Annotated in this window: 14 protein-coding genes; 10 read left to right on the plus strand and 4 right to left on the minus strand. The window is 64.0% G+C overall.

Annotated features, from left to right (window positions below; genetic code table 11):
- Positions 1-66 precede the first annotated feature (66 nt).
- The 5 genes from C0Z19_RS14330 to C0Z19_RS14350 all read left to right on the plus strand — a co-directional run bounded on the left by C0Z19_RS14330 (position 67) and on the right by C0Z19_RS14350 (position 7606).
- Entirely contained in the window at positions 67-2922 is a 2856-nt protein-coding gene (locus tag C0Z19_RS14330; protein WP_102610507.1) for a 2-oxoglutarate dehydrogenase E1 component, read from the plus strand.
- Between the two features lie 128 nt (positions 2923-3050).
- Entirely contained in the window at positions 3051-4319 is a 1269-nt protein-coding gene (odhB, locus tag C0Z19_RS14335) for a 2-oxoglutarate dehydrogenase complex dihydrolipoyllysine-residue succinyltransferase (RefSeq protein WP_102610508.1), read from the plus strand.
- A gap of 112 nt (positions 4320-4431) precedes the next feature.
- The gene (gene lpdA, locus C0Z19_RS14340) at positions 4432-5862 is read left to right on the plus strand and encodes a dihydrolipoyl dehydrogenase (protein ID WP_102610509.1); all 1431 of its coding nucleotides are present in this window, start codon (positions 4432-4434) and stop codon (positions 5860-5862) included.
- Between the two features lie 91 nt (positions 5863-5953).
- Complete coding sequence (gene zapE, locus C0Z19_RS14345) at positions 5954-7051, plus strand: cell division protein ZapE (RefSeq protein ID WP_102610510.1); 1098 nt, start codon at positions 5954-5956, stop codon at positions 7049-7051.
- A gap of 144 nt (positions 7052-7195) precedes the next feature.
- Positions 7196-7606 (plus strand): transposase, encoded by a 411-nt coding sequence (locus tag C0Z19_RS14350; RefSeq protein WP_158242984.1) that lies wholly within the window; start codon positions 7196-7198, stop codon positions 7604-7606.
- Between the two features lie 100 nt (positions 7607-7706).
- Here C0Z19_RS14350 and C0Z19_RS14355 read toward each other — a convergent pair whose 3' ends face one another.
- From C0Z19_RS14355 to C0Z19_RS14370, 4 genes are all read right to left on the minus strand, one after another.
- Positions 7707-8222 (minus strand): DUF2147 domain-containing protein, encoded by a 516-nt coding sequence (locus C0Z19_RS14355; RefSeq protein WP_102610512.1) that lies wholly within the window; start codon positions 8220-8222, stop codon positions 7707-7709.
- Positions 8223-8418: 196 nt separating this feature from the next.
- Entirely contained in the window at positions 8419-10110 is a 1692-nt protein-coding gene (locus C0Z19_RS14360) for a ShlB/FhaC/HecB family hemolysin secretion/activation protein (RefSeq protein WP_102610513.1), read from the minus strand.
- Positions 10111-10263: 153 nt separating this feature from the next.
- Positions 10264-11442, minus strand: coding sequence for a collagen-like triple helix repeat-containing protein (locus tag C0Z19_RS14365; RefSeq protein WP_102610514.1), 1179 nt, complete (start codon positions 11440-11442; stop codon positions 10264-10266).
- A 26-nt stretch (positions 11443-11468) separates the two neighbouring features.
- Positions 11469-13073, minus strand: a complete 1605-nt coding sequence (locus tag C0Z19_RS14370; protein WP_102610515.1) for a collagen-like triple helix repeat-containing protein — start codon at positions 13071-13073, stop codon at positions 11469-11471.
- 612 nt (positions 13074-13685) lie between these two features.
- On the opposite strand from C0Z19_RS14370, the gene C0Z19_RS14375 reads away from it, so the two are divergent.
- The 5 genes from C0Z19_RS14375 to C0Z19_RS14400 all read left to right on the plus strand — a co-directional run bounded on the left by C0Z19_RS14375 (position 13686) and on the right by C0Z19_RS14400 (position 18899).
- Complete coding sequence (locus C0Z19_RS14375) at positions 13686-13856, plus strand: Flp family type IVb pilin (RefSeq protein ID WP_102610516.1); 171 nt, start codon at positions 13686-13688, stop codon at positions 13854-13856.
- Between the two features lie 164 nt (positions 13857-14020).
- On the plus strand, positions 14021-14950 hold the full coding sequence (locus C0Z19_RS28705) for a prepilin peptidase (RefSeq protein ID WP_233196140.1): 930 nt from the start codon (positions 14021-14023) through the stop codon (positions 14948-14950).
- An 85-nt stretch (positions 14951-15035) separates the two neighbouring features.
- Positions 15036-15965 (plus strand): Flp pilus assembly protein CpaB, encoded by a 930-nt coding sequence (cpaB, locus tag C0Z19_RS14390; protein WP_102610517.1) that lies wholly within the window; start codon positions 15036-15038, stop codon positions 15963-15965.
- A gap of 174 nt (positions 15966-16139) precedes the next feature.
- The gene (locus tag C0Z19_RS14395; RefSeq protein WP_102610627.1) at positions 16140-17588 is read left to right on the plus strand and encodes a type II and III secretion system protein family protein; all 1449 of its coding nucleotides are present in this window, start codon (positions 16140-16142) and stop codon (positions 17586-17588) included.
- 48 nt (positions 17589-17636) lie between these two features.
- Positions 17637-18899, plus strand: coding sequence for a fimbrial protein (locus C0Z19_RS14400; RefSeq protein WP_102610518.1), 1263 nt, complete (start codon positions 17637-17639; stop codon positions 18897-18899).
- Positions 18900-18902 lie beyond the last annotated feature (3 nt).

The raw sequence follows: 18902 nt of genomic DNA on the forward strand, positions 1-18902 counted from the left end.
GCCGTGTCGCGGAAGGTTGAGTAACCCGCTATTTCTCGAGAAGCTCGAAGAAAGGTGAGCGTAAACATGATGAAGCAATTCCAGCTGAACTCGTACCTGTTCGGCGGCAATGCTCCGTACGTTGAAGAACTGTACGAGCAATACCTAGACAACCCGGCGTCAGTCCCCGATAACTGGCGCGAGTATTTTGACGCGTTGCAAAACGTGCCTGCCTCGGACGGCAGCGCCGCGAGCGACGTGGCTCACGGGCCTATTGTCGAGTCGTTCGCCCAACGGGCGAAGGCCAACGCTTTCATCCCGCGCGAAGCCGGTGAGAACCTCGGCACTGCGCGCAAGCAAGTCTACGTTCAGTCCCTGATCAGCGCTTATCGATTTCTCGGCTCGCAATGGGCCAATCTCGATCCTCTGAAGCGCCGCGAGCGTCCCGCCATTCCCGAACTCGAGCCTGCGTTCTACGACTTCACCGAAGCCGACATGGACCAGACGTTCAGCGCGAGCAACCTGTATTTCGGGTTCGAGCAAGCGTCGCTGCGCGATATCGTCAAGGGTCTGCGCGACACCTATTGCGGCACGATCGGCGCCGAATTCATGTACATCAGCGATCCCGAGCAAAAGCGCTGGTGGCAAGAGAAACTCGAATCGATCCGCGCCACGCCGAATTTCACGCCCGACAAGAAGAAGCACATCCTCAATCGCCTGACGGCAGCCGAAGGGCTCGAGCGTTATCTTCACACGAAGTACGTCGGCCAAAAGCGCTTCTCGCTCGAAGGTGGTGAAAGCTTCATCGCCTCGATGGACGAAGTCGTTCGTCACGCAGGCGCGAAGGGCGTGCAGGAAATCGTCATCGGCATGGCCCACCGCGGCCGTCTGAACGTGCTCGTGAACACGCTCGGCAAGATGCCGTCGGATCTGTTCGCCGAATTCGAAGGCAAGCACGTCGACGATCTGCCGGCCGGCGACGTCAAGTACCACAAGGGCTTCTCGTCGGATGTCGCCACCGATGGCGGCCCGGTCCATTTGTCGCTTGCATTCAACCCGTCGCACCTGGAAATCGTGAACCCCGTCGTCGAAGGTTCGGCCAAGGCGCGGATGGATCGCCGCGGCGACGACAACGGCTTGCAAGTGCTGCCCGTGCAGATCCACGGCGATGCGGCGTTCGCAGGCCAGGGTGTCGTGATGGAAACGCTGAATCTCGCGCAAACGCGCGGCTACGGCACGCACGGCACGCTGCACATCGTCATCAACAACCAGATCGGTTTCACGACCTCCGATCCGCGCGACGCGCGCTCGACGCTGTACTGCTCGGACGTCGTCAAGATGATCGAAGCGCCGGTGCTGCACGTGAACGGCGACGATCCCGAAGCCGTCGTGCTGGCCACGCAGATCGCGATCGATTTCCGGATGCAGTTCAAGAAGGATGTCGTGCTCGACATCGTCTGCTTCCGCAAGCTCGGCCACAACGAGCAGGACACGCCGGCCGTCACCCAGCCGCTGATGTACAAGAAGATCGCCCAGCATCCGGGCACGCGCGCGCTGTACGCAGAAAAGCTCGTGCAGCAGGGCGTCATCTCGGCTGAGGATGGCGAGAACTACGTCAAGGCCTTCCGTCAGGCGATGGACGAAGGCCATCACACGATCGACCCGGTGCTCTCGAACTACAAGAGCAAGTACGCCGTCGATTGGGTGCCGTTCCTGAACCGCAAGTGGACCGACGCGGCCGATACGGCCGTCCCGCTGGCCGAACTGAAGCGTCTGGCCGAGCGCGTCACGACGATTCCGGCGAATTTCAAGGTGCATCCGCTCGTCGAGCGCGTCATCAACGATCGCCGCGCAATGGGTCGTGGCGAGTCGCCGCTCGATTGGGGCATGGGCGAGCATCTCGCGTTCGCGTCGCTCGTCGCTTCGGGCTACGCCGTGCGTCTGACGGGCCAGGACTCGGGCCGCGGCACGTTCACGCACCGCCATGCGGTGCTGCATGACCAAAACCGCGAACGCTGGAACGACGGCACGTACATTCCGCTGCAAAACGTGGCTGACGGCCAGGCCAAATTCACGGTGATCGACTCGGTGCTGTCGGAAGAGGCCGTGCTCGGCTTCGAATACGGCTACTCGACGGCAGAGCCCAATACGCTCGTCGCCTGGGAAGCGCAGTTCGGCGATTTCGTTAACGGCGCGCAAGTCGTCATCGACCAATTCATCTCGTCGGGCGAAGTGAAGTGGGGCCGCGTGTCCGGTCTCACGATGCTGCTGCCGCACGGCTATGAGGGCCAGGGGCCGGAGCACTCGTCGGCGCGTATCGAACGCTTCCTGCAGTTGTGCGCCGAGCACAACATGCAAGTCGTGCAACCGACGACGCCCGCGCAGATCTTCCACCTGCTGCGCCGCCAGATGATCCGCCTGTTCCGCAAGCCGCTGATCGTCTTCACGCCGAAGTCGCTGCTGCGCCACAAGGAAGCGGTGTCGGATCTGTCGGAACTCGCGAACGGCTCGTTCCAGCCGGTGCTCGGCGAAGCCGACGGCACGATCGATGCGAAGAAGGTCAAGCGCGTCGTCGTGTGCTCGGGCCGCGTCTACTACGACCTGCTCGCCCATCGCCGCGAAGCGAAGGCGAACGACGTTGCGATCTTCCGTATCGAGCAGCTCTATCCGTTCGCACACAAGCAGTTCGAAGCGGAGCTGAAGAAGTACGACAACGCGACGGAAGTGGTGTGGGTGCAGGACGAGCCGCAGAACCAAGGGCCGTGGTTCTACATCGAGCACCACCTGAGGGAAGGCATGAAGGAAGGACAGAAGCTGGCGTACAGCGGCCGTCCCGCTTCGGCCTCGCCCGCGGTGGGCTACTACGCCAAGCACTACGAGCAACAGAAGGCGTTGATCGAAGGCGCGTTCGGCCGGCTCAAGAGCGCACAGATCGCCAAATAACCAGACGACAGCGAACCGGGAAAGCGCGTAGGCGCTTTCCCGCGTCGTCTTGAAGCGCGAGGCGCGCGAGAGAGCGATGCGAGGGCGGTTCGCCTCCCACACCAGATAAAGAGTTCAGGAAAGTACAAATGGCTATTGTTGAGGTCAAGGTTCCGCAGTTTTCGGAGTCGGTTTCGGAAGGCACGATGCTGCAGTGGAAGAAGAAGCCCGGCGAAGCGGTGACGCGCGACGAGATCCTCGTCGAAATCGAAACGGACAAGGTCGTGCTCGAAGTGCCGGCCCCCGATTCGGGCGTGCTCGCCGAAGTCGTCGTCAATGACGGCGACATCGTCGCATCCGAGCAACTGCTCGCGAAGATCGACACCGAAGGCAAGGCCGGCGCAGCCGCTGCGCCCGCTGCCGCCGCTGCGCCTGCCGCAGCTGCCGCGCCTGCCGCAGCGGCCCCCGTCGCTGCGACGGCGACGGCCGGCGGCGTGGCTTCGCCGGCAGCCGGCAAGCTGATGGCCGAGAAGAGCCTCGGGGCCGACCAGGTGCCAGGTACGGGCCGCGATGGCCGCATCACGAAGGGTGACGTGCTCGCCGCCGGCGCACCTGCCGCACGGGCTCCGGCCGCCGCACCGGCCCCGGCCGCGAAGCCGGCCAAGCCGTCGCTGCCGGACGTGAAGGCGCCCGCTTCGGCAGACGCCTGGCTGCAGAATCGCCCCGAGCAGCGCGTGCCGATGTCGCGCTTGCGCGCGCGTATCGCCGAGCGTCTGCTCGAGTCGCAGCAAACCAACGCCATCCTCACGACGTTCAACGAAGTGAACATGGCGCCCGTCATGGACCTGCGCAACAAGTACAAGGACAAGTTCGAGAAGGAACATGGCGTGAAGCTCGGCTTCATGTCGTTCTTCGTGAAGGCGGCCGTGCATGCGCTGAAGAAGTTCCCGCTCGTGAACGCGTCGATCGACGGTAACGACATCGTCTACCACGGCTACTTCGACATCGGCATCGCTGTCGGCTCGCCGCGCGGTCTCGTCGTGCCGATCCTGCGCAATGCGGATCAACTGTCGCTCGCCGAAATCGAAAAGAAGATCGCCGAGTTCGGCCAAAAGGCGAAGGACGGCAAGCTGTCGATCGAAGAGATGACGGGCGGCACGTTCTCGATCTCGAACGGCGGCGTGTTCGGCTCGATGCTGTCGACGCCGATCATCAACCCGCCGCAGTCGGCGATCCTCGGCGTGCATGCGACCAAAGAGCGTGCCGTCGTCGAAAACGGCCAGATCGTGATTCGCCCGATGAACTACCTCGCGCTGTCGTACGATCACCGTATCATCGACGGCCGCGAAGCCGTGCTCTCGCTCGTGGCGATGAAGGACGCGCTCGAGGATCCGGCCCGCCTGTTGCTCGACCTGTAATGCTCGCGCTCGCCGTTCCTGGCGAGCGCATTCAATCGCACCGAAGCACCGAACACATTCGCGGCGGCGCGCGCTCAGCAACGCGCCCCGCTGCGTCAGCAAAAGGATTGTCATGTCCCAACAATTTGACGTCGTCGTGATCGGCGCGGGTCCGGGTGGCTATATCGCCGCAATCCGCGCCGCGCAGCTCGGCAAGACGGTCGCCTGTATCGAAAAATGGAAGAATCCGGCCGGCACCCTCAAGCTCGGCGGTACGTGCCTGAACGTCGGTTGCATTCCGTCGAAGGCGTTGCTCGCTTCGTCGGAAGAATTCGAAAACGCCTCGCACCACCTCGATGTGCATGGCATCAGCGCGAGCGACGTGAAGATCGATGTCACGAAGATGATGGCGCGCAAGGATGGCATCGTCGAGAAGATGACGGGCGGCATCGAGTATCTGTTCAAGAAGAACAAGATCACGTGGCTCAAAGGTCATGGCAAATTCGTCGGCAATGTCGACGGCGGCGTGCAGATCGAAGTCAGCGGCGAAGGCCAGAGTGAAGTCGTGACGGCCAAGAACGTCATCATCGCGACGGGCTCGAAGGCGCGCCACCTGCCGAACGTTCCGGTCGACAACAAGATCGTCGCCGACAACGAAGGCGCACTTGCATTCGAAGCGGTGCCGAAGAAGCTGGCCGTGATCGGTGCCGGCGTGATCGGGCTCGAGCTCGGTTCGGTGTGGCGCCGTCTGGGCGCCGACGTGACGGTGCTCGAAGCGTTGCCGCAATTTCTCGGCGCAGCCGACGAAGCGCTCGCCAAGGAAGCGGCGAAGGTGTTCAAGAAGCAGGGCCTCGACATTCATCTCGGCGTGAAGATCGGCGAAGTGAAAACGTCGGGCAACGGCGTGACGATCGCCTACACGGACAAGGATGGCAACGCGCAGACGCTCGAAGCCGATCGCCTGATCGTGTCGGTGGGCCGCGTGCCGAACACCGATAACCTCGGCCTCGAAGCGATTGGCCTGAAGGCGAACGAGCGCGGCTTCATCGACGTCGACGACCATTGCCGCACGAGCGTGCCCAACGTCTACGCGATCGGCGACGTCGTGCGCGGGCCGATGCTGGCGCATAAGGCTGAAGACGAAGGCGTCCTGGTGGCCGAAATCATCGACGGCCAGAAGCCGCATATCGACTACAACTGCATTCCGTGGGTCATCTACACCGAGCCTGAAATCGCATGGGTCGGCAAGACGGAACAGCAGCTCAAGGCGGAAGGCCGCGAGATCAAGAAGGGCCAATTCCCGTTCTCGATCAACGGCCGCGCGCTCGGTATCGCGAAGTCCGACGGCTTCGTCAAGATGATCGCCGATGCCAAGACGGACGAATTGCTTGGCGTGCATATCATCTCGGCCAACGCTTCGGATCTGATTGCGGAAGCGGTCGTGGCGATGGAGTTCAAGGCTGCGTCGGAAGACATCGGCCGCATCTGCCATCCGCACCCGTCGTTGTCGGAAGTGATGCGCGAAGCGGCGCTCGACGTCGACAAGCGCGCGCTCAATAAGTAACGGCTCGCCCGGTGTACCAGCCGGGGCCGGGATACTGCGGCGAAGGCGGGTGGGGCGGATCCCTCCCGCCTTCGTCTTTTTTATTTGCACGATGAACGTCATCGAATATTACGAGCACGAGCTCGAGACGCGGGCATACGCGGCGGATCCGGCCCAACTGGCGGCCGTCGAGCGCTTGCAGCGATGCTACGAAGAGTGGACGACTTACAAGGCGCGTCGTTCGAACGCGCTGCGCAAGCTGATCATTCACCCGGAATTGCCTCGCGGCGTCTACATGTGGGGCGGAGTAGGGCGCGGCAAGAGCTTTCTGATGGATAGCTTCTATGCGATCGTGCCCGTGCAGCGCAAGACGCGCATTCACTTCCACGAATTCATGCGCGAAGTGCATCGCGTGCTTGAAGAACTGAAAGGGCAGGCCGATCCACTCGACGAGCTCGCACGGCGTACGGCGAAGCGGTACCGCCTGATCTGCTTCGACGAGTTCCATGTCTCGGATATCGCCGATGCGATGATTCTGTATCGGCTGCTCGACCGACTGTTCCTGAACGGCGTGCAGTTCGTCATGACGTCGAACTACGACCCGGACACGCTCTACCCCGATGGGTTGCATCGCGATCGCGTCCTGCCGGCGATCGAGCTCATCAAGTCCAGGCTCGATGTGCTCAACGTCGACGCCGGCGTCGACTATCGCCAACGCACGCTCGCGCAGGTCAGCGTCTACCATACGCCGCTCGGCGCGCAGGCGGACCGTGCGTTGCGCACGGCTTATGCCCAGCTGGCCGCCGTGCCCGACGAAAGCCCGATCCTGCATATCGAGAAACGCGAGATCAAGGCGCTGCGCCGTGCCGACGGCGTCGTTTGGTTCGATTTCGCCACGCTATGCGGCGGGCCGCGTTCGCAGAACGACTATCTCGAACTCGCGACACGCTTTCATACGGTCATCCTCTCTGACGTACCGCAAATGTCGCCGCGTATGGCCTCGGAGGCGCGCCGCTTCACCTGGCTCGTCGATGTGTTCTACGATCACAAAGTCAAGCTGTTGATGTCCGCAGCCGTGAAGGCCGACGATCTCTACGTCGAAGGGCCGATGGCGAACGAATTCAGCCGCACCGTTTCGCGACTGGTCGAGATGCAATCGAAGGAGTATCTCGAGACGCCAAGAAGGATCGTGGACACGTCGCTGACCTAGCCGATCGCATACCGCACCGCGCCACTGAGCCGACTGTTCGGTGAGCGCCTGTTCGGCCAGGCAATGCATTTTCGGAGTATTCCGATAGTCATTGCGCGTGCCGGGGCATATCGTGCATTTCCTTGTTCTCAGAAGGAGGCGCCTATGACCCCATACAGCGACATCACGGATGAGCAATGGCGCAGCATCGAGCCGCTCTTTCCGGAGTTCCATTCTCGTGGGCGGGTGCGCGGCCGCCCGTTGACCGATACGCGCGCCGTACTCAACGGCGTGCTTTGGGTGATTTACAGCAATGCGGCTTGGGCGTCGCTTCCCAAGCGCTATCCCGCTTATCAAACCTGCCATCGGCGGTTCAAGGCGTGGCACTCGGCAGGTCTGTTTCAACAAGTACTCACGCGGCTATACGGCGATGCCGGCGTGGAACTGGGCGAGACGATCAAAGGCCGTATGCGCGCGAAAAATCCGGCCAGGCAGGCGCGTATGCCGGCGACACCTTTTGTCACTGTCAACGTGCCAAAGCTCGCTTATATTGCATCGCTACGCCGCGCAGCGTGAGCGGCCCCGGCATCGCCTTCGTCCGGGCCGCGGCGCAGCGTTGCATCGCAGTGCAGTCGGGGCAAACAGCGGGGCGGGACCGATCGCGCGGCGATGTGCTTCAGTTTTGCGCTTGCGCCGCTGCGTCCTGGCGAATCCAGGTTTGCGAGCGGCCCAGCAGTGAAAAGCCGATGTAGCCACGCACGACGAGTTTCCGGCCGCCGTCTTCCAAATGCATATTGCACTTGTAGACCTTGCCGTTTTCGGGGTCGAGGATATTGCCGCCGTCCCACTTGTCGCCGTCCTGCTTCATGCTCGTGATGATCGTCATGCCGAGAATGCGCTGGTCCTTGCGTTCATCGGTGCAGGCCGTGCAGCGCTTGTCCGGTTTGTCGGCAGGGTTGAGCCCCTTGATCACCTTGCCGTTCAGCGTGCCATCGTCGTTCTGCGAGATTTGCACGAGCGCCTTGGGCTGGTGAGTGCTGTCGTCGATCGTTTGCCATACGCCTACAGGTGTGCTGTTGCCCTGAGCAAAGGCGGCAGCGGCGCCGACGAGCAGGGCGCCCGCTACGGCGGCACGTTTGACGACGTTCCAGGCTGTCGCTTTGGCGTGATGCGAGAAGTGCAAGTGCGTCATGTTTCCTCCTGTTTATCAACTGACTGTCGTTTCAACTGCGCGGCGGCGAATCGAAATCAAATCGGCTCGCGTCGCGTCTTCTTCGAATCCGCCCAGAATACGCGCGAAAGACGCCGCTCGTTTGATAGTGGTACCTCTAATCAGAACGGAGCAAAAGGCATGTTTCGGCTCCGGGGTGCGCGTCCAGTCGACTCCATCAGAACAACTGGTAAGAGAACGTCGCATTCAGTCGGGGGCCGCGCGACGGGCTTTCGATCGGCGCATCGCCCACAGCTTTGGCGATGGACAGATCGAGGTTGTAATGCTTGCTGTCGCTGATGCGAAACCCCAGCGCGACCGAAGAGAGTTTGGCCGGCGCTGCCGGGCCTGTGTGAAGATACACGCGTGCCATGTCGAATAAGACGTAGGGCGTAAAGCTCTGCAAATAGCGCGCCCCGACGGCGATCGCACGGTTGATCTCGAACGATGCGCCGAAGCCCGAGTCGCCCGAGGCTTCGCCCGGCTCATAGCCGAGCCCAAAACGTTGCGCGCCGAAGGCGATCTGTTCGGACGTCGGCAGCGAATCCGGACTGTACTGGCCGGTGAGGGCCACCGCGGTGCCGATCTTGAACGGCCACTCATTCGTTTGCGAGAAGCTTGCACCCGTGCGGACGAACGTTAGGGAGACGGGATTGGTTTCAATCACGCCCGGTACGTTGGTCTCCCCGGTCTTCGATGCGCCGAGCAAATCGAACGCCTTCGCGATATTCAGACTGGCGCGGCGCGTTTGCCCCGAACGCGAAGCGACATAGTCGAGCTGGGCCTGCACCACGCGAATCTGCGAGCGCAGTGAAAGCGTCGCGCCTGTCAGCGTATTCAGATAACTGTTCTCGTCATGCGACGCATACGCGGACATTGTGCCGACAAGGCTGCGGGCATTGCTCAGATAGAGCGGATAGGCCGCCGAAACGCCCAGCTTGTCGTTGACTACCGTGCGCGTCACATAGGACGGAAGCCCCGGATTGTCGACGGGGTTGCCGTGATAGTGGGATGCATTGATCTTTGCAACGAGTCCTTCGCTACCGATCGGCAACGCGCCGTTCAACGCGTAGTAGGTCTGATTGTCGCGACCCTTCGGCACGAGTGCCGACACGCTGAGATCTTCGCCGAGCGAGGCCAGTCCGTTTTCGGTGACCGTGACGAGTCCCTGTATGCCGGGATGATGGAAGTCGATGCCCGTGGCCACGTTCAAGGGCTTGCGATCGACCTTCAAGGCGAGCGCAGTGGCACCGTCGGTCGTTTGCGGCGGTTCGACGGTCGCGGAGATCTTGATGCCGGGCAACAATCCCAACGCATTGACGTAACGTTCGAAAGTGGCGCGTCTCAGCGGGCGCTCGTTGCGGATGTGATCGGCGATCGCGCGGATCCTGCGCTCGGCACCGCCCGCGTTGCCGGCGATCTTCACGCTTGCCACGTAGCCCTCTACGACGGTGACGTGGACGACGCCGTCTTCGAAGGTCTGCGCCGGAATGAACGCGAACGAAAGCGCGTAACCGCGTGCCTGATAGAGGCGCGTCACTGCATTGGCGGCTTCGACGAGCGCGCCGATCGTGACATCTTTGCCGACGAGCGGCGAAAAGTGCTGCGCGACATCGGAGAACGCGATGGCCTTGACGCCGTCGATTTGCACCTTGCCCGGCGTCAGGTGCGTGGCGAGGAGTTGCTGCAACTGCGCTGCGTTCGGCCGGATCTGCACGCTCACGCCTGGTGCGCGCTCAGGCGTTCGAATCTGAGGCAGCGCTTCGAGCGGGTTGCCGCTTGCGGCCGGCCGGGTTTGCGCCAGCGCCGGACTGACCGTTGAAGCAGCGGCGATGGCGAGGCAGAACCATTGGTTGGCACTCCTGATCATTATGTTGTCCTCGTTGGCTTGATCTTATGAGCAGGCTTTATTGCGCTTGCCGGCTTCGAATATCTGCATCATTTGCATCGTCTGTCCGGCGCTCGACCTTCGCAGGCGCCGGTGCGCGAGCCGTCGGTGCGGCCCGCGCGAATTCGCCGTGGCTCAAGGCAACTTGCCTGCGAGCGGTAGTCCGGGTAGTCCGGGCAGTCCGCCTCCGAGCAGTGAGCTCAGCCCGCTTGTGGCCGAACCTGTTCCCGTCGTCGTTCCGCCCGCCGCCCCCAGCGCACCCGTGAGCGAGGAGAGGGGGCTGGCGGCGCCCCCGCTTCCGAGCAGGCCCGTCAGCGATGAGAGGGGGCCGCTGCCCGCGCCGCTGCCGCTCGATGGCGTGCCGGGCTGAACGGCCGTCGTCGAACTGCCTACCAGGCTGGTGATGAGCCCGGGGATCGGCGCGGCGCCGTTGGGGCCGTTGGGGTTCACGAGACCACCTGCGTTTGTGACCGTGTTGCCTACGCTCGAGACGAGATGTCCGACATCGGCCGCAAGTGGGTTGGACGAAGCGCCGGCAAGCTGAGCGCCGCCGCTTTGTACGGCGCCGCCGACCTGGCCGAGCAGACCCGAGACCGGTTGGCCGATGCCGCTCGTCGTCCCCACGTTTTGCGTCTGTTGTCCCAGCGTGACGACGAGCGGCGTGATGGTTGAGCTCAGCGGCTGCGTCACTTGCTGGACGGCCGAGGAGGAGAGGGCATTGCCAAGCACTTGGCCGCCCGCGCTGATGCCGTTGGCGGCCGTATCGAGCGCGCCCGCAGCGGGTGTCGTCACGGGGGCGAGCGGCGACAGCGGGCCGGTGCCGAGCGCGTTGACCGTCGATGCAACGCCCGCGACGACGCCGCTCGTCGCCGCGACCGTGCTGCCCATCCCGGCTTCCGTCGTGCCGACCGGATTCGAAGTCGAGCCGATCTGACCGAGGCCGCTGCTGACCGCGTTCGCCGCCGCGTCGAGCACGGTGCCCGTCGCGGCGACCGTGCCGCCGACGCTCTGCGAAACGGCGGGGCTCACGCCGGGAATCGTGGTTGACGATACGGTGCCGCCGAGGTCGCTCGCCGTCGAGCCCAGCGTGGTCAGTGCGCCCGAGGTGGCGGCGGCGGTCGGCGTAGGTGTCGGGTCCGGCTGAGGTTGCGGTGTGACCGTGCCGCCGGCCGCGGCTGCCGGCGGCACGGTGAGCTCACCTCCGCCGCAGGCCGACAGCAGATAAGCGACGGCGAAAGCCGTTAGCGGTGCGCGCAGCGTCGTTGCGTTGGTGCGTGCGGCGGCGACGATCAACCGGGTTTGTTTCTTCGACATGATTGTGCTCCTCGTGATGGGGTGGTTCATTTCTTCGGGAGCGAACCCGTGAGTCCGCTCGTGAGTGAAGAAAGGCCGGACAGCGGATTCGAGCTGCCGGTTGTGCTGCCGCTGCCGGTACCGCCGGTCAATGCGCCCGTGATCGTGGTGACGAGGCCTGCGACGGGGGCGGCCGGGTTGCTGCCGGTAGTGGTCGCGTTGGCCGGTGGACTGACGGCCCCGGTAATGGTGGAGACCAGCCCGGCAACTGGCGCCAGCGGATTGCCGCTGGCGCTGCCGACAGTGGGCGATCCGAGCGTCCCGGTGAGCGTCGATACGAGCCCGGCAACGGGCGCCAGCGGATTTGCCGTCGTGCCGCCCGCACTCGATGAACCGAGCGAGCCCGTGAGGGTCGTCGAGCCGACCGTGCCGGTGACGCTCGATGAGCCGAGGGTTCCGCTCACGCTCGATGAGCCGGGCGCGCCCGTCAGCGTCGAGGTCAAACCGGTGATCGGCGCAAGCGGGTTGCTCGTCGCACCGCTGCCGCCGGCGGTGCCGGAGAGGCTCGATAGCGCACCGGTCAGCGGGGCGAGTGGGCTTGCGCTCGCATTGCCTCCCGTGACGAGTCCGCCGACGGAAGTCGTTGCAGCGCCGGTCGCCGTCAACACGCCGCCGAGGCCGCTCGTGACCGGGTTGCCGCCCGTCGAGGCAAGCGTGCTGCCGGCCTTGTTCAGGCCGCCGCTGACGGTGCCAAGCACGCTGGCCAGTTGCGGGCCGATGCCGCTCGAGGTGCCGACGGTCTGCGTCGTCGAACTGAGCACGGACGTGATCGGCGTAATCGCGGTGCTGAGGGGTTGCGTGACTTGTTGCACTGCGCCGCTCGCGAGTGACGCGCCGAGCGTTGAGCCTGCGCTGGAAAGGGCGCCGCCGACCGTGCCGAGGGCGCCGCCGAGTGGTGCGGTGACAGAGGCGAGCGGCGACAGGGGGCCGCCGGCGCCAAGGCTCGTCACGAGATTGCCCGCGCTCGTGACGGCGTTGCCGAGTTGGCTGACGGCGGGCCCGGCGCTGACCACTGTCGTCCCGACCGGGTTGCTGGTTGCGGCTAGCTGCCCGAGCCCTTGCGATACGCCGTTGCCGAGCGTCGACACCGCGGCGCCGACGTTCTGCAAAACGCCGCCGGCCGCCTGCGCGGTTTGCGGGTTCGTGCCGGGCAGCGTTTGCTGTCCGGCCGTCGTCCCGCCATTGGAGACGGCAGCGCCGAGCGCGCTGATGACGCCGCCGGTGCTGCCGATCACCTGGCCCATCGCGTTTGCCGTCGGGCTGGTCGTGGTGCCGCCGCCCGACGAAGTCGTCGTGCCGCCTCCAGTCGTACCACCCCCGGCCGAGGTTGTCGTGCCGCCGCTGGTTGCGCCGCCCCCGCCAGATGTCGTGGTGCCGCCCGATCCCGAACCGCCCGTCGACGAAGACCCGCCTCCCGCCGCACCGCCGCTGCCTGAGGCCAGCGTGCCGCTGCCGCCGCCGCTGCCGGCACCCGAGCCGAGGCCCTGGCTCAGGGTGCCCGAGCCGCCGCAAGCCGTCAGCGAAAGCATCGTGGCGACTGCCGCTGCGATCCACGTGCCGCGCAATACCCCGTCTCTTTTCATTGTGTTCATTGCGGTTCCTCGCATTAGGTTTATCGAAATAGTTGCGGGCGCAAGCTCTGCAATGGCTGTGCCAGTTCATTGGAGAACCGTTTCGGGCGGGACGGGAAAATGGAGGACGCGTCGCACCCATAAGGCTTTTGGCGCGATACGCGAATGCACGAGGCGTTGGAAAGCGCCGCGAAATATCGACGCAAATCGGCGATTGAAACGAAACGTAACGTAACGAGCGCGGTCTTTCGTTACCGCGTCGCCGTAACACGTGCAATCCGCGCAGGCTCGAAATTTTTAGTGGAATTGATCTAAACTATCGTAACCCCTAAGGCAGCAATGCTCACAAAGCGCCGTTAGTAAGGGTAGAGTCGCCGTGTGCTGCTATTGCTCGTTCACTCGCAACGGCCATAACAATAGCAATGCCGAAAAGACTGGAGGCACCTATCGAATCGTTCTCTGCAGGTCATCAGCAGAATCGCACTGCCGGAACCGTGACGCGGGCGAACGGCACGCCAAGGAAGTAACGATAAGAGGTACGACGGGTCGGGCAATCATGATTGCTGCCGGCCTTTCGTTGCCTGCCGGCGAGCAAGACCCGCACGACATTGATCGACTATACGAGGCCTAATCATGAAGAAGCTCGTCAAGCGTTTCCTGATCGAAGATCGCGGTGTTACCGCCATCGAGTATGCACTCATCGCGGGACTTATCGCCGCGGCTATCGCCACGATGGTGGGCAACATAGGCACAAATATCAACGCGGTGTTCACCACAGTTGCAAACGCCATCAAGAGCACTTAGCCAATTTGTAACATTTGTTTGTAAGGTCGATTTACTTCTCGTTTTAAAGCACGTCGTGTGCTGATCGTTGCGTCGATCGGCACGGTTTAACTCGGTCTTTTTAAAGATATTCGTTGATACGCATGCCGCTCGGAAGCGCTTTATTTATCGCTTGGGCCGTGGTTGTGGCTTGGTCCGATTGCCGTACTCGCCGTGTGTCGAACCGGCTCGTCATCGCTGGCCTCGTGGGGGCGTTCATCAGCGCCGCCTCTCGTGTGTCGTCGTTTGCTGTGACGCCGGAGCAGGCCGCGCTCGCGTTGCTGGTCGGCTGCGTCGCGTTGATGCCGTTCTTTTTGGCAGGCGTGATGGGCGCCGCCGATGTGAAAGTGTTCGCGGTCCTGGGCGCATGGTGTGGTCTATCTGCGTTGCGCGGCATCTGGCTCGCGGCGAGCATCGCGGCAGCCGTGCATGCGCTTGTTCTGATCGCCGCAGTCCGGAGTCGGTCGGGCGACGCATCGGCATGGTCGCCATGGCGTAACAGACGGCCCGCGTTTGCGGTCGGCGCGCACCGCGGCGCACCCTATGCCAGCGTTGCTGGTGGGCGCAGGTTCGCTGTATTGGCTGGGCAGCTTGGCGCAAGGGATCGCGAAATGAGACGCTTGCCGCGCGCGGCGTTGCCATTGCACGAGTTCGGCAGCGCGGCTGTTGAATTTGCGCTCGTGTTTCCGTTGTTGTTTACCGTGTTGTACGGCATCGTCACTTACAGCGTCTTGCTGGTCGCAGAGCAAAGCCTCACGTTGGCGGCGGAAGAGGGCGCGCGTGCGGCGCTCCATTATGAGAGCGCCACGAGCGTGGTCGAGGCGTTGGCCGCGCGCAGCAGCAATGCCTGTAGCGTCGCCACCCAGGCGACGGCATGGCTCGGGGCCTACGCGCAGTGCTCGACTCAAACGCAAAGCTGCAGCTACAACAGCGCCATGGACTGTGTGCAGGTGACGCTCACCTACAACTACGCCGGCCACCCGATCGTGCCGACCTTGCCGCTGTTGAGTCTCGCGTTGCCGAAAACGTTGTCCAGTGTCGCGACGGTGCAGCTCGATCCGGAAAATGTGCTGTGATGCAGCGCACCCGAGGCGCCTGCGTGCGCAATAAGTGGCCGGCATTTGCCTGAAGCAGTCTTGTTTGGCCCGCGAGGAAACTGGCATGACGCACCTGAACCTGATGAAGATCGCAGCCGTCGTGTTGATCGCGGCGGCGCTGCTGCTGGGCATCTATGCTTGGGCGCTGAGCCGGCACGCGGCTATGCCGGCGCCTGTCGTCAAGGCTGCGCTTCCCGAAACGACTTTTCCTGTGGTGGTTGCAACGCGTCTGCTACCGGCCGGTGCGCCGATCCCCGGGGACGCGTTGCGCGTCGTCATGCTGCCCGTGCGTCCGAGCGGCGCGTTCGGCGAGGCAGCGCTCGTGGCACAGCGCGTGCCGCTGGCGGACATCGGCGCGAACGTTCCGGTGCTCGAAGCGCAATTGTCGTCGGGCTTTGCCGAGCAGGTCGCGCCGGGCGAGCGCGCCGTGGCCGTGCATGTCGACGAAGGCAGCGCCGTTGGCAACCGCGTTCGCCCGGGCAATTTCGTCGACGTCTTTTTCACGCTCAAGCGTGACGCCGCGAGCGGCGGCCCCCATGCGGAGATCGCCCATTCGCAAACGCGGCTGTTGCTCTCCCGTGTGCGGGTGCTCGCTTTCGGCAGCACGGCATCGGGCGCAGGCAATCCGACTCAGTTCGGCGTCGGAGTTCATACCGCGGTGCTGGCGGTGCCGACGGCCGATGTCGATCGGCTGGAGTTGGCCGACAGCGCGGGGCACGTGTTGCTTGCACTGCGCAATCCGCGTGATCCCGATGTGCTCGACGCGACGCAGGCCGGCGCGTCGAGCGGCGTGGTGCGCACGGGCATTCGTGTCGCCGGTGGCGAAGACGCGCAGCCTTCCGTGCAGGCGGCCGCGGGTATCACGCTCAGCACGCTGTCCGGCGCGGCGCCGCCGGAGCGTCCGGCGGTGCGAATGCATCTACCGGGTGCCTATGCGAACCCGGGCATCGAAGTCATACGTGGAGGGCACGCGCAAACGATCGCGAACCGTTGATGGACGAGGTGTTGCACGCGGCGTCTGCAGCGGGCGCGCGGCGTGGCTGAAGCGACAAGAGACAACAATGCGCGATACGCGGTGTGCGCCGCGGTAAGCGAAGCCGGTATCGAACATCAAAAGAGGCCTGATACGAGGGCCATTCACGACATGGCGAAGAATGCGGCGACATCAATGCGGAAGTGGAGCGCGACTGCGTGCGTATGGGCGAGCATCGTGTGGATCGTATCGGGCGCTCTGACGAATGCCGCCTATGCGGAACATGAAAAGGCCCGTGCGCCGCACACGGCGATTGCTTCGCCCGTGGTGTTGGCCGTCGGCGAGCAGCGCCAGGTCGCGCCGGGGCGATCGCTGGTGCGCGTCGCCGTGGGCGACCCGAATGTCGCTGACGTGTTGGTGGTCCGCGACGGTGACGGGCGCGGCGGCGTGCTCGTCGTCGGCAAAGCGCCCGGTACGACCGATCTGATGTTGTGGGACGCCGGACACACCGGGCCGCAAACGCTCATGCTCACGGTCAAGCCTGCTGCCGCTGCCGCGCTGACCGACAGCACGACGCCGCATGTCGACACCTACGATGGCGATGCGGTCGTGTCGGGCCGCACGCCGACGATGCAGACGCACCAACGCGGCATCGATCTCGCGACGCTCGCAACCCACAATCGCGCGCACGCGAAGCCGCAACGCGGCGATCGGCACGGCTCTGGTGCGGTCCAAAGCGAGGGCGGCGATGCGGCCACCGTTGTGGACGAATCGACCGTCGCCACGCGAAGCGTCGTGCAGGTCGATGTGCGCGTCGTCGAATTCAGCCGCACGGTGCTCAAAGAAGCGGGCTTGAATCTGTTCAAGCACAGCAATGGATTCTCGTTCGGTTCGTTCGCACCATCGGGTTTGAACTCGGTCACGGGCGGGGGGACGGGAAGCTTTCAGGCGTCGGGCAACGTACCCATCGCGTCCGCATTCAACCTCGTCCTGAATTCCGCGGGCAGAGGGATCTTCGCGGACCTGAGCCTGATGGAGAGCAACAACCTCGCTCGCGTGTTGGCAGAGCCCACGTTGCTCGCGCTCTCAGGGCAAAGCGCGAGCTTTCTCGCGGGTGGCGAGATTCCCGTGCCCGTGCCTGAGGCGCTTGGGACGACCTCGATCCAGTACAAGCCTTACGGCGTGGGACTCACATTGACGCCGACCGTACTCAGCGCGCAGCGCATCGCATTGAAGGTCGCGCCCGAGGCCAGTCAGCTCGATTTTCAGAACGCCGTGACGATCAACGGCGTTTCGGTGCCGGCGATTACGACGCGGCGCGCCGATACGACCGTTGAACTCGGTGACGGCGAGAGCTTCGTCATCGGTGGACTCATCGATCGCGAAACGCTCTCGAACGTCAGCAAAGTGCCGCTGCTTGGCGACCTTCCCATCCTCGGCGCTTTCTTCAAGCAATTGAACTACCAGCAGAACGACAAGGAACTCGTGATCGTCGTGACCCCGCACCTTGTGTCGCCGCTGGCCAAGGATGCACGGCTGCCGGTTTCGCCTGGCGAGCAAGCGGAGCAACGCGACGGGCCCGTGTGGCGATCGTATCTGGGCGGCGCGCTGTCGAGCGATGCCGGGCCCGGATTCTCGCAATGAGCGTAGCGCAGGTGCGGCATCAACGGATCGACTGACGGGGGCAGCTGCATGAATGCAAGAGCGCCATCCTTGAGTGAACGAGAGCGAGCGATCGCCGATTACTTCGTGTTCGCGTCGTGCGACGAGGCTCATGTGCGCTGGCTGGCGCATGCGCTGACTGCAACCGGCGTGGTCGAACCGGCGGCGCACGAGCCGGTGGCGCTGAGCCAGCGCATTGCGGCGCTGCGACCGTCGCTCGTTTTCGTCGATTTTTCGGGCGGCGCGATCGATACGGCAACGCGCGCCGTGCAGGCCGCGCGTGCGCTGTTGCCGCAAATATCGATCGTCGCTGTGGGCAATCTCGCCGAGCCCGCAGGTGCAATCGCCGCGCTGCGCGCCGGCGTGCGCGACTTCATCGACCTCGCGGCCGGCGCGCAGGAGGCGGCCAGAATCACGCGGGGAGTGCTCGAAAACATGACGCAGGTCCCTGCGCGTCACGGCCGAATCACCGTGCTGCTCGGCGCGCGCGTCGGTGTCGGAGTGTCGACGTTGGCCGCGCATTTGAGCGTGCTTTTGCAAAAGCGCGGCGTGGGGGACGGACGGCAGGCAGCGCTCGTCGACCTGGGTCTGCCCGCTGGCGACGGCATGCTCTATCTCGACACGCGCAGCGAGTTCGATTTCGTCGAAGCGGTGCGCAACCTGCACCGCTTCGACGAAACGTTCGTGCATACCGCGCTCGCCCGGCATGCAAGCGGGCTCGCCTTGACGACGCTACCGCCCGATCTGTCGGCGTTGCGTACGGTTTCACATGCATCGGCGGTCGCTTTGCTGACGCGCCTGCGTGCATTCTTCGACCAGCAGATCGTCGACTTGGGCGGATTCTCCAATCATGAATTCATCGCTCAAATCGCACAGGCTGCCGATGAAATCTGGCTCGTCTGCGATCCGGCCATCGCCTCCATCGTGTCGGCCGTCGACTTGCTGCGAGAACTGGCCGCCGCTCAGCTCGATGCGGGGCGCATCGGTGTCGTCGTGAACAAGTACGACGCGCGCCTCGGATTGACGGCCGAGCAGATCGCTGCGCGGCTCGGATTGCCGCTCGTCGCGACGTTACCGGCGCGACGCGTCGCGCTGATGCAGGCCGCCAATCTTGGCAGGCTGCTCGTCGACACAGCCGGGCGTGATCCATACGTGCGGTCGCTCGACACGCTCCTCGAGCGTATCGGGCCGCCAGAGGCGAGCGGAGCGTCCGTTCGCCCCGATTCGGGCAACGTGGCCCGTCACCTCGCGCGATTCAAGCGATTCATTCACCTTCCACCGAAGCGGTCATAGACG

The sequence above is a fragment of the Trinickia soli genome (assembly GCF_002879855.1).
Lineage (GTDB): Bacteria > Pseudomonadota > Gammaproteobacteria > Burkholderiales > Burkholderiaceae > Trinickia > Trinickia soli.

What these genes read in the sequence shown, in the direction of transcription:
- C0Z19_RS14330 (WP_102610507.1), top strand. Translation starts at nt 67, where the DNA reads ATGATGAAGCAATTCCAGCTGAACTCGTACCTGTTCGGCGGCAATGCT.
- odhB (WP_102610508.1), top strand. Translation starts at nt 3,051, where the DNA reads ATGGCTATTGTTGAGGTCAAGGTTCCGCAGTTTTCGGAGTCGGTTTCG.
- lpdA (WP_102610509.1), top strand. Translation starts at nt 4,432, where the DNA reads ATGTCCCAACAATTTGACGTCGTCGTGATCGGCGCGGGTCCGGGTGGC.
- zapE (WP_102610510.1), top strand. Translation starts at nt 5,954, where the DNA reads ATGAACGTCATCGAATATTACGAGCACGAGCTCGAGACGCGGGCATAC.
- C0Z19_RS14350 (WP_158242984.1), top strand. Translation starts at nt 7,196, where the DNA reads ATGACCCCATACAGCGACATCACGGATGAGCAATGGCGCAGCATCGAG.
- C0Z19_RS14355 (WP_102610512.1), bottom strand. Translation starts at nt 8,222, where the DNA reads ATGACGCACTTGCACTTCTCGCATCACGCCAAAGCGACAGCCTGGAAC.
- C0Z19_RS14360 (WP_102610513.1), bottom strand. Translation starts at nt 10,110, where the DNA reads ATGATCAGGAGTGCCAACCAATGGTTCTGCCTCGCCATCGCCGCTGCT.
- C0Z19_RS14365 (WP_102610514.1), bottom strand. Translation starts at nt 11,442, where the DNA reads ATGTCGAAGAAACAAACCCGGTTGATCGTCGCCGCCGCACGCACCAAC.
- C0Z19_RS14370 (WP_102610515.1), bottom strand. Translation starts at nt 13,073, where the DNA reads ATGAACACAATGAAAAGAGACGGGGTATTGCGCGGCACGTGGATCGCA.
- C0Z19_RS14375 (WP_102610516.1), top strand. Translation starts at nt 13,686, where the DNA reads ATGAAGAAGCTCGTCAAGCGTTTCCTGATCGAAGATCGCGGTGTTACC.
- cpaB (WP_102610517.1), top strand. Translation starts at nt 15,036, where the DNA reads ATGACGCACCTGAACCTGATGAAGATCGCAGCCGTCGTGTTGATCGCG.
- C0Z19_RS14395 (WP_102610627.1), top strand. Translation starts at nt 16,140, where the DNA reads ATGCGGAAGTGGAGCGCGACTGCGTGCGTATGGGCGAGCATCGTGTGG.
- C0Z19_RS14400 (WP_102610518.1), top strand. Translation starts at nt 17,637, where the DNA reads ATGAATGCAAGAGCGCCATCCTTGAGTGAACGAGAGCGAGCGATCGCC.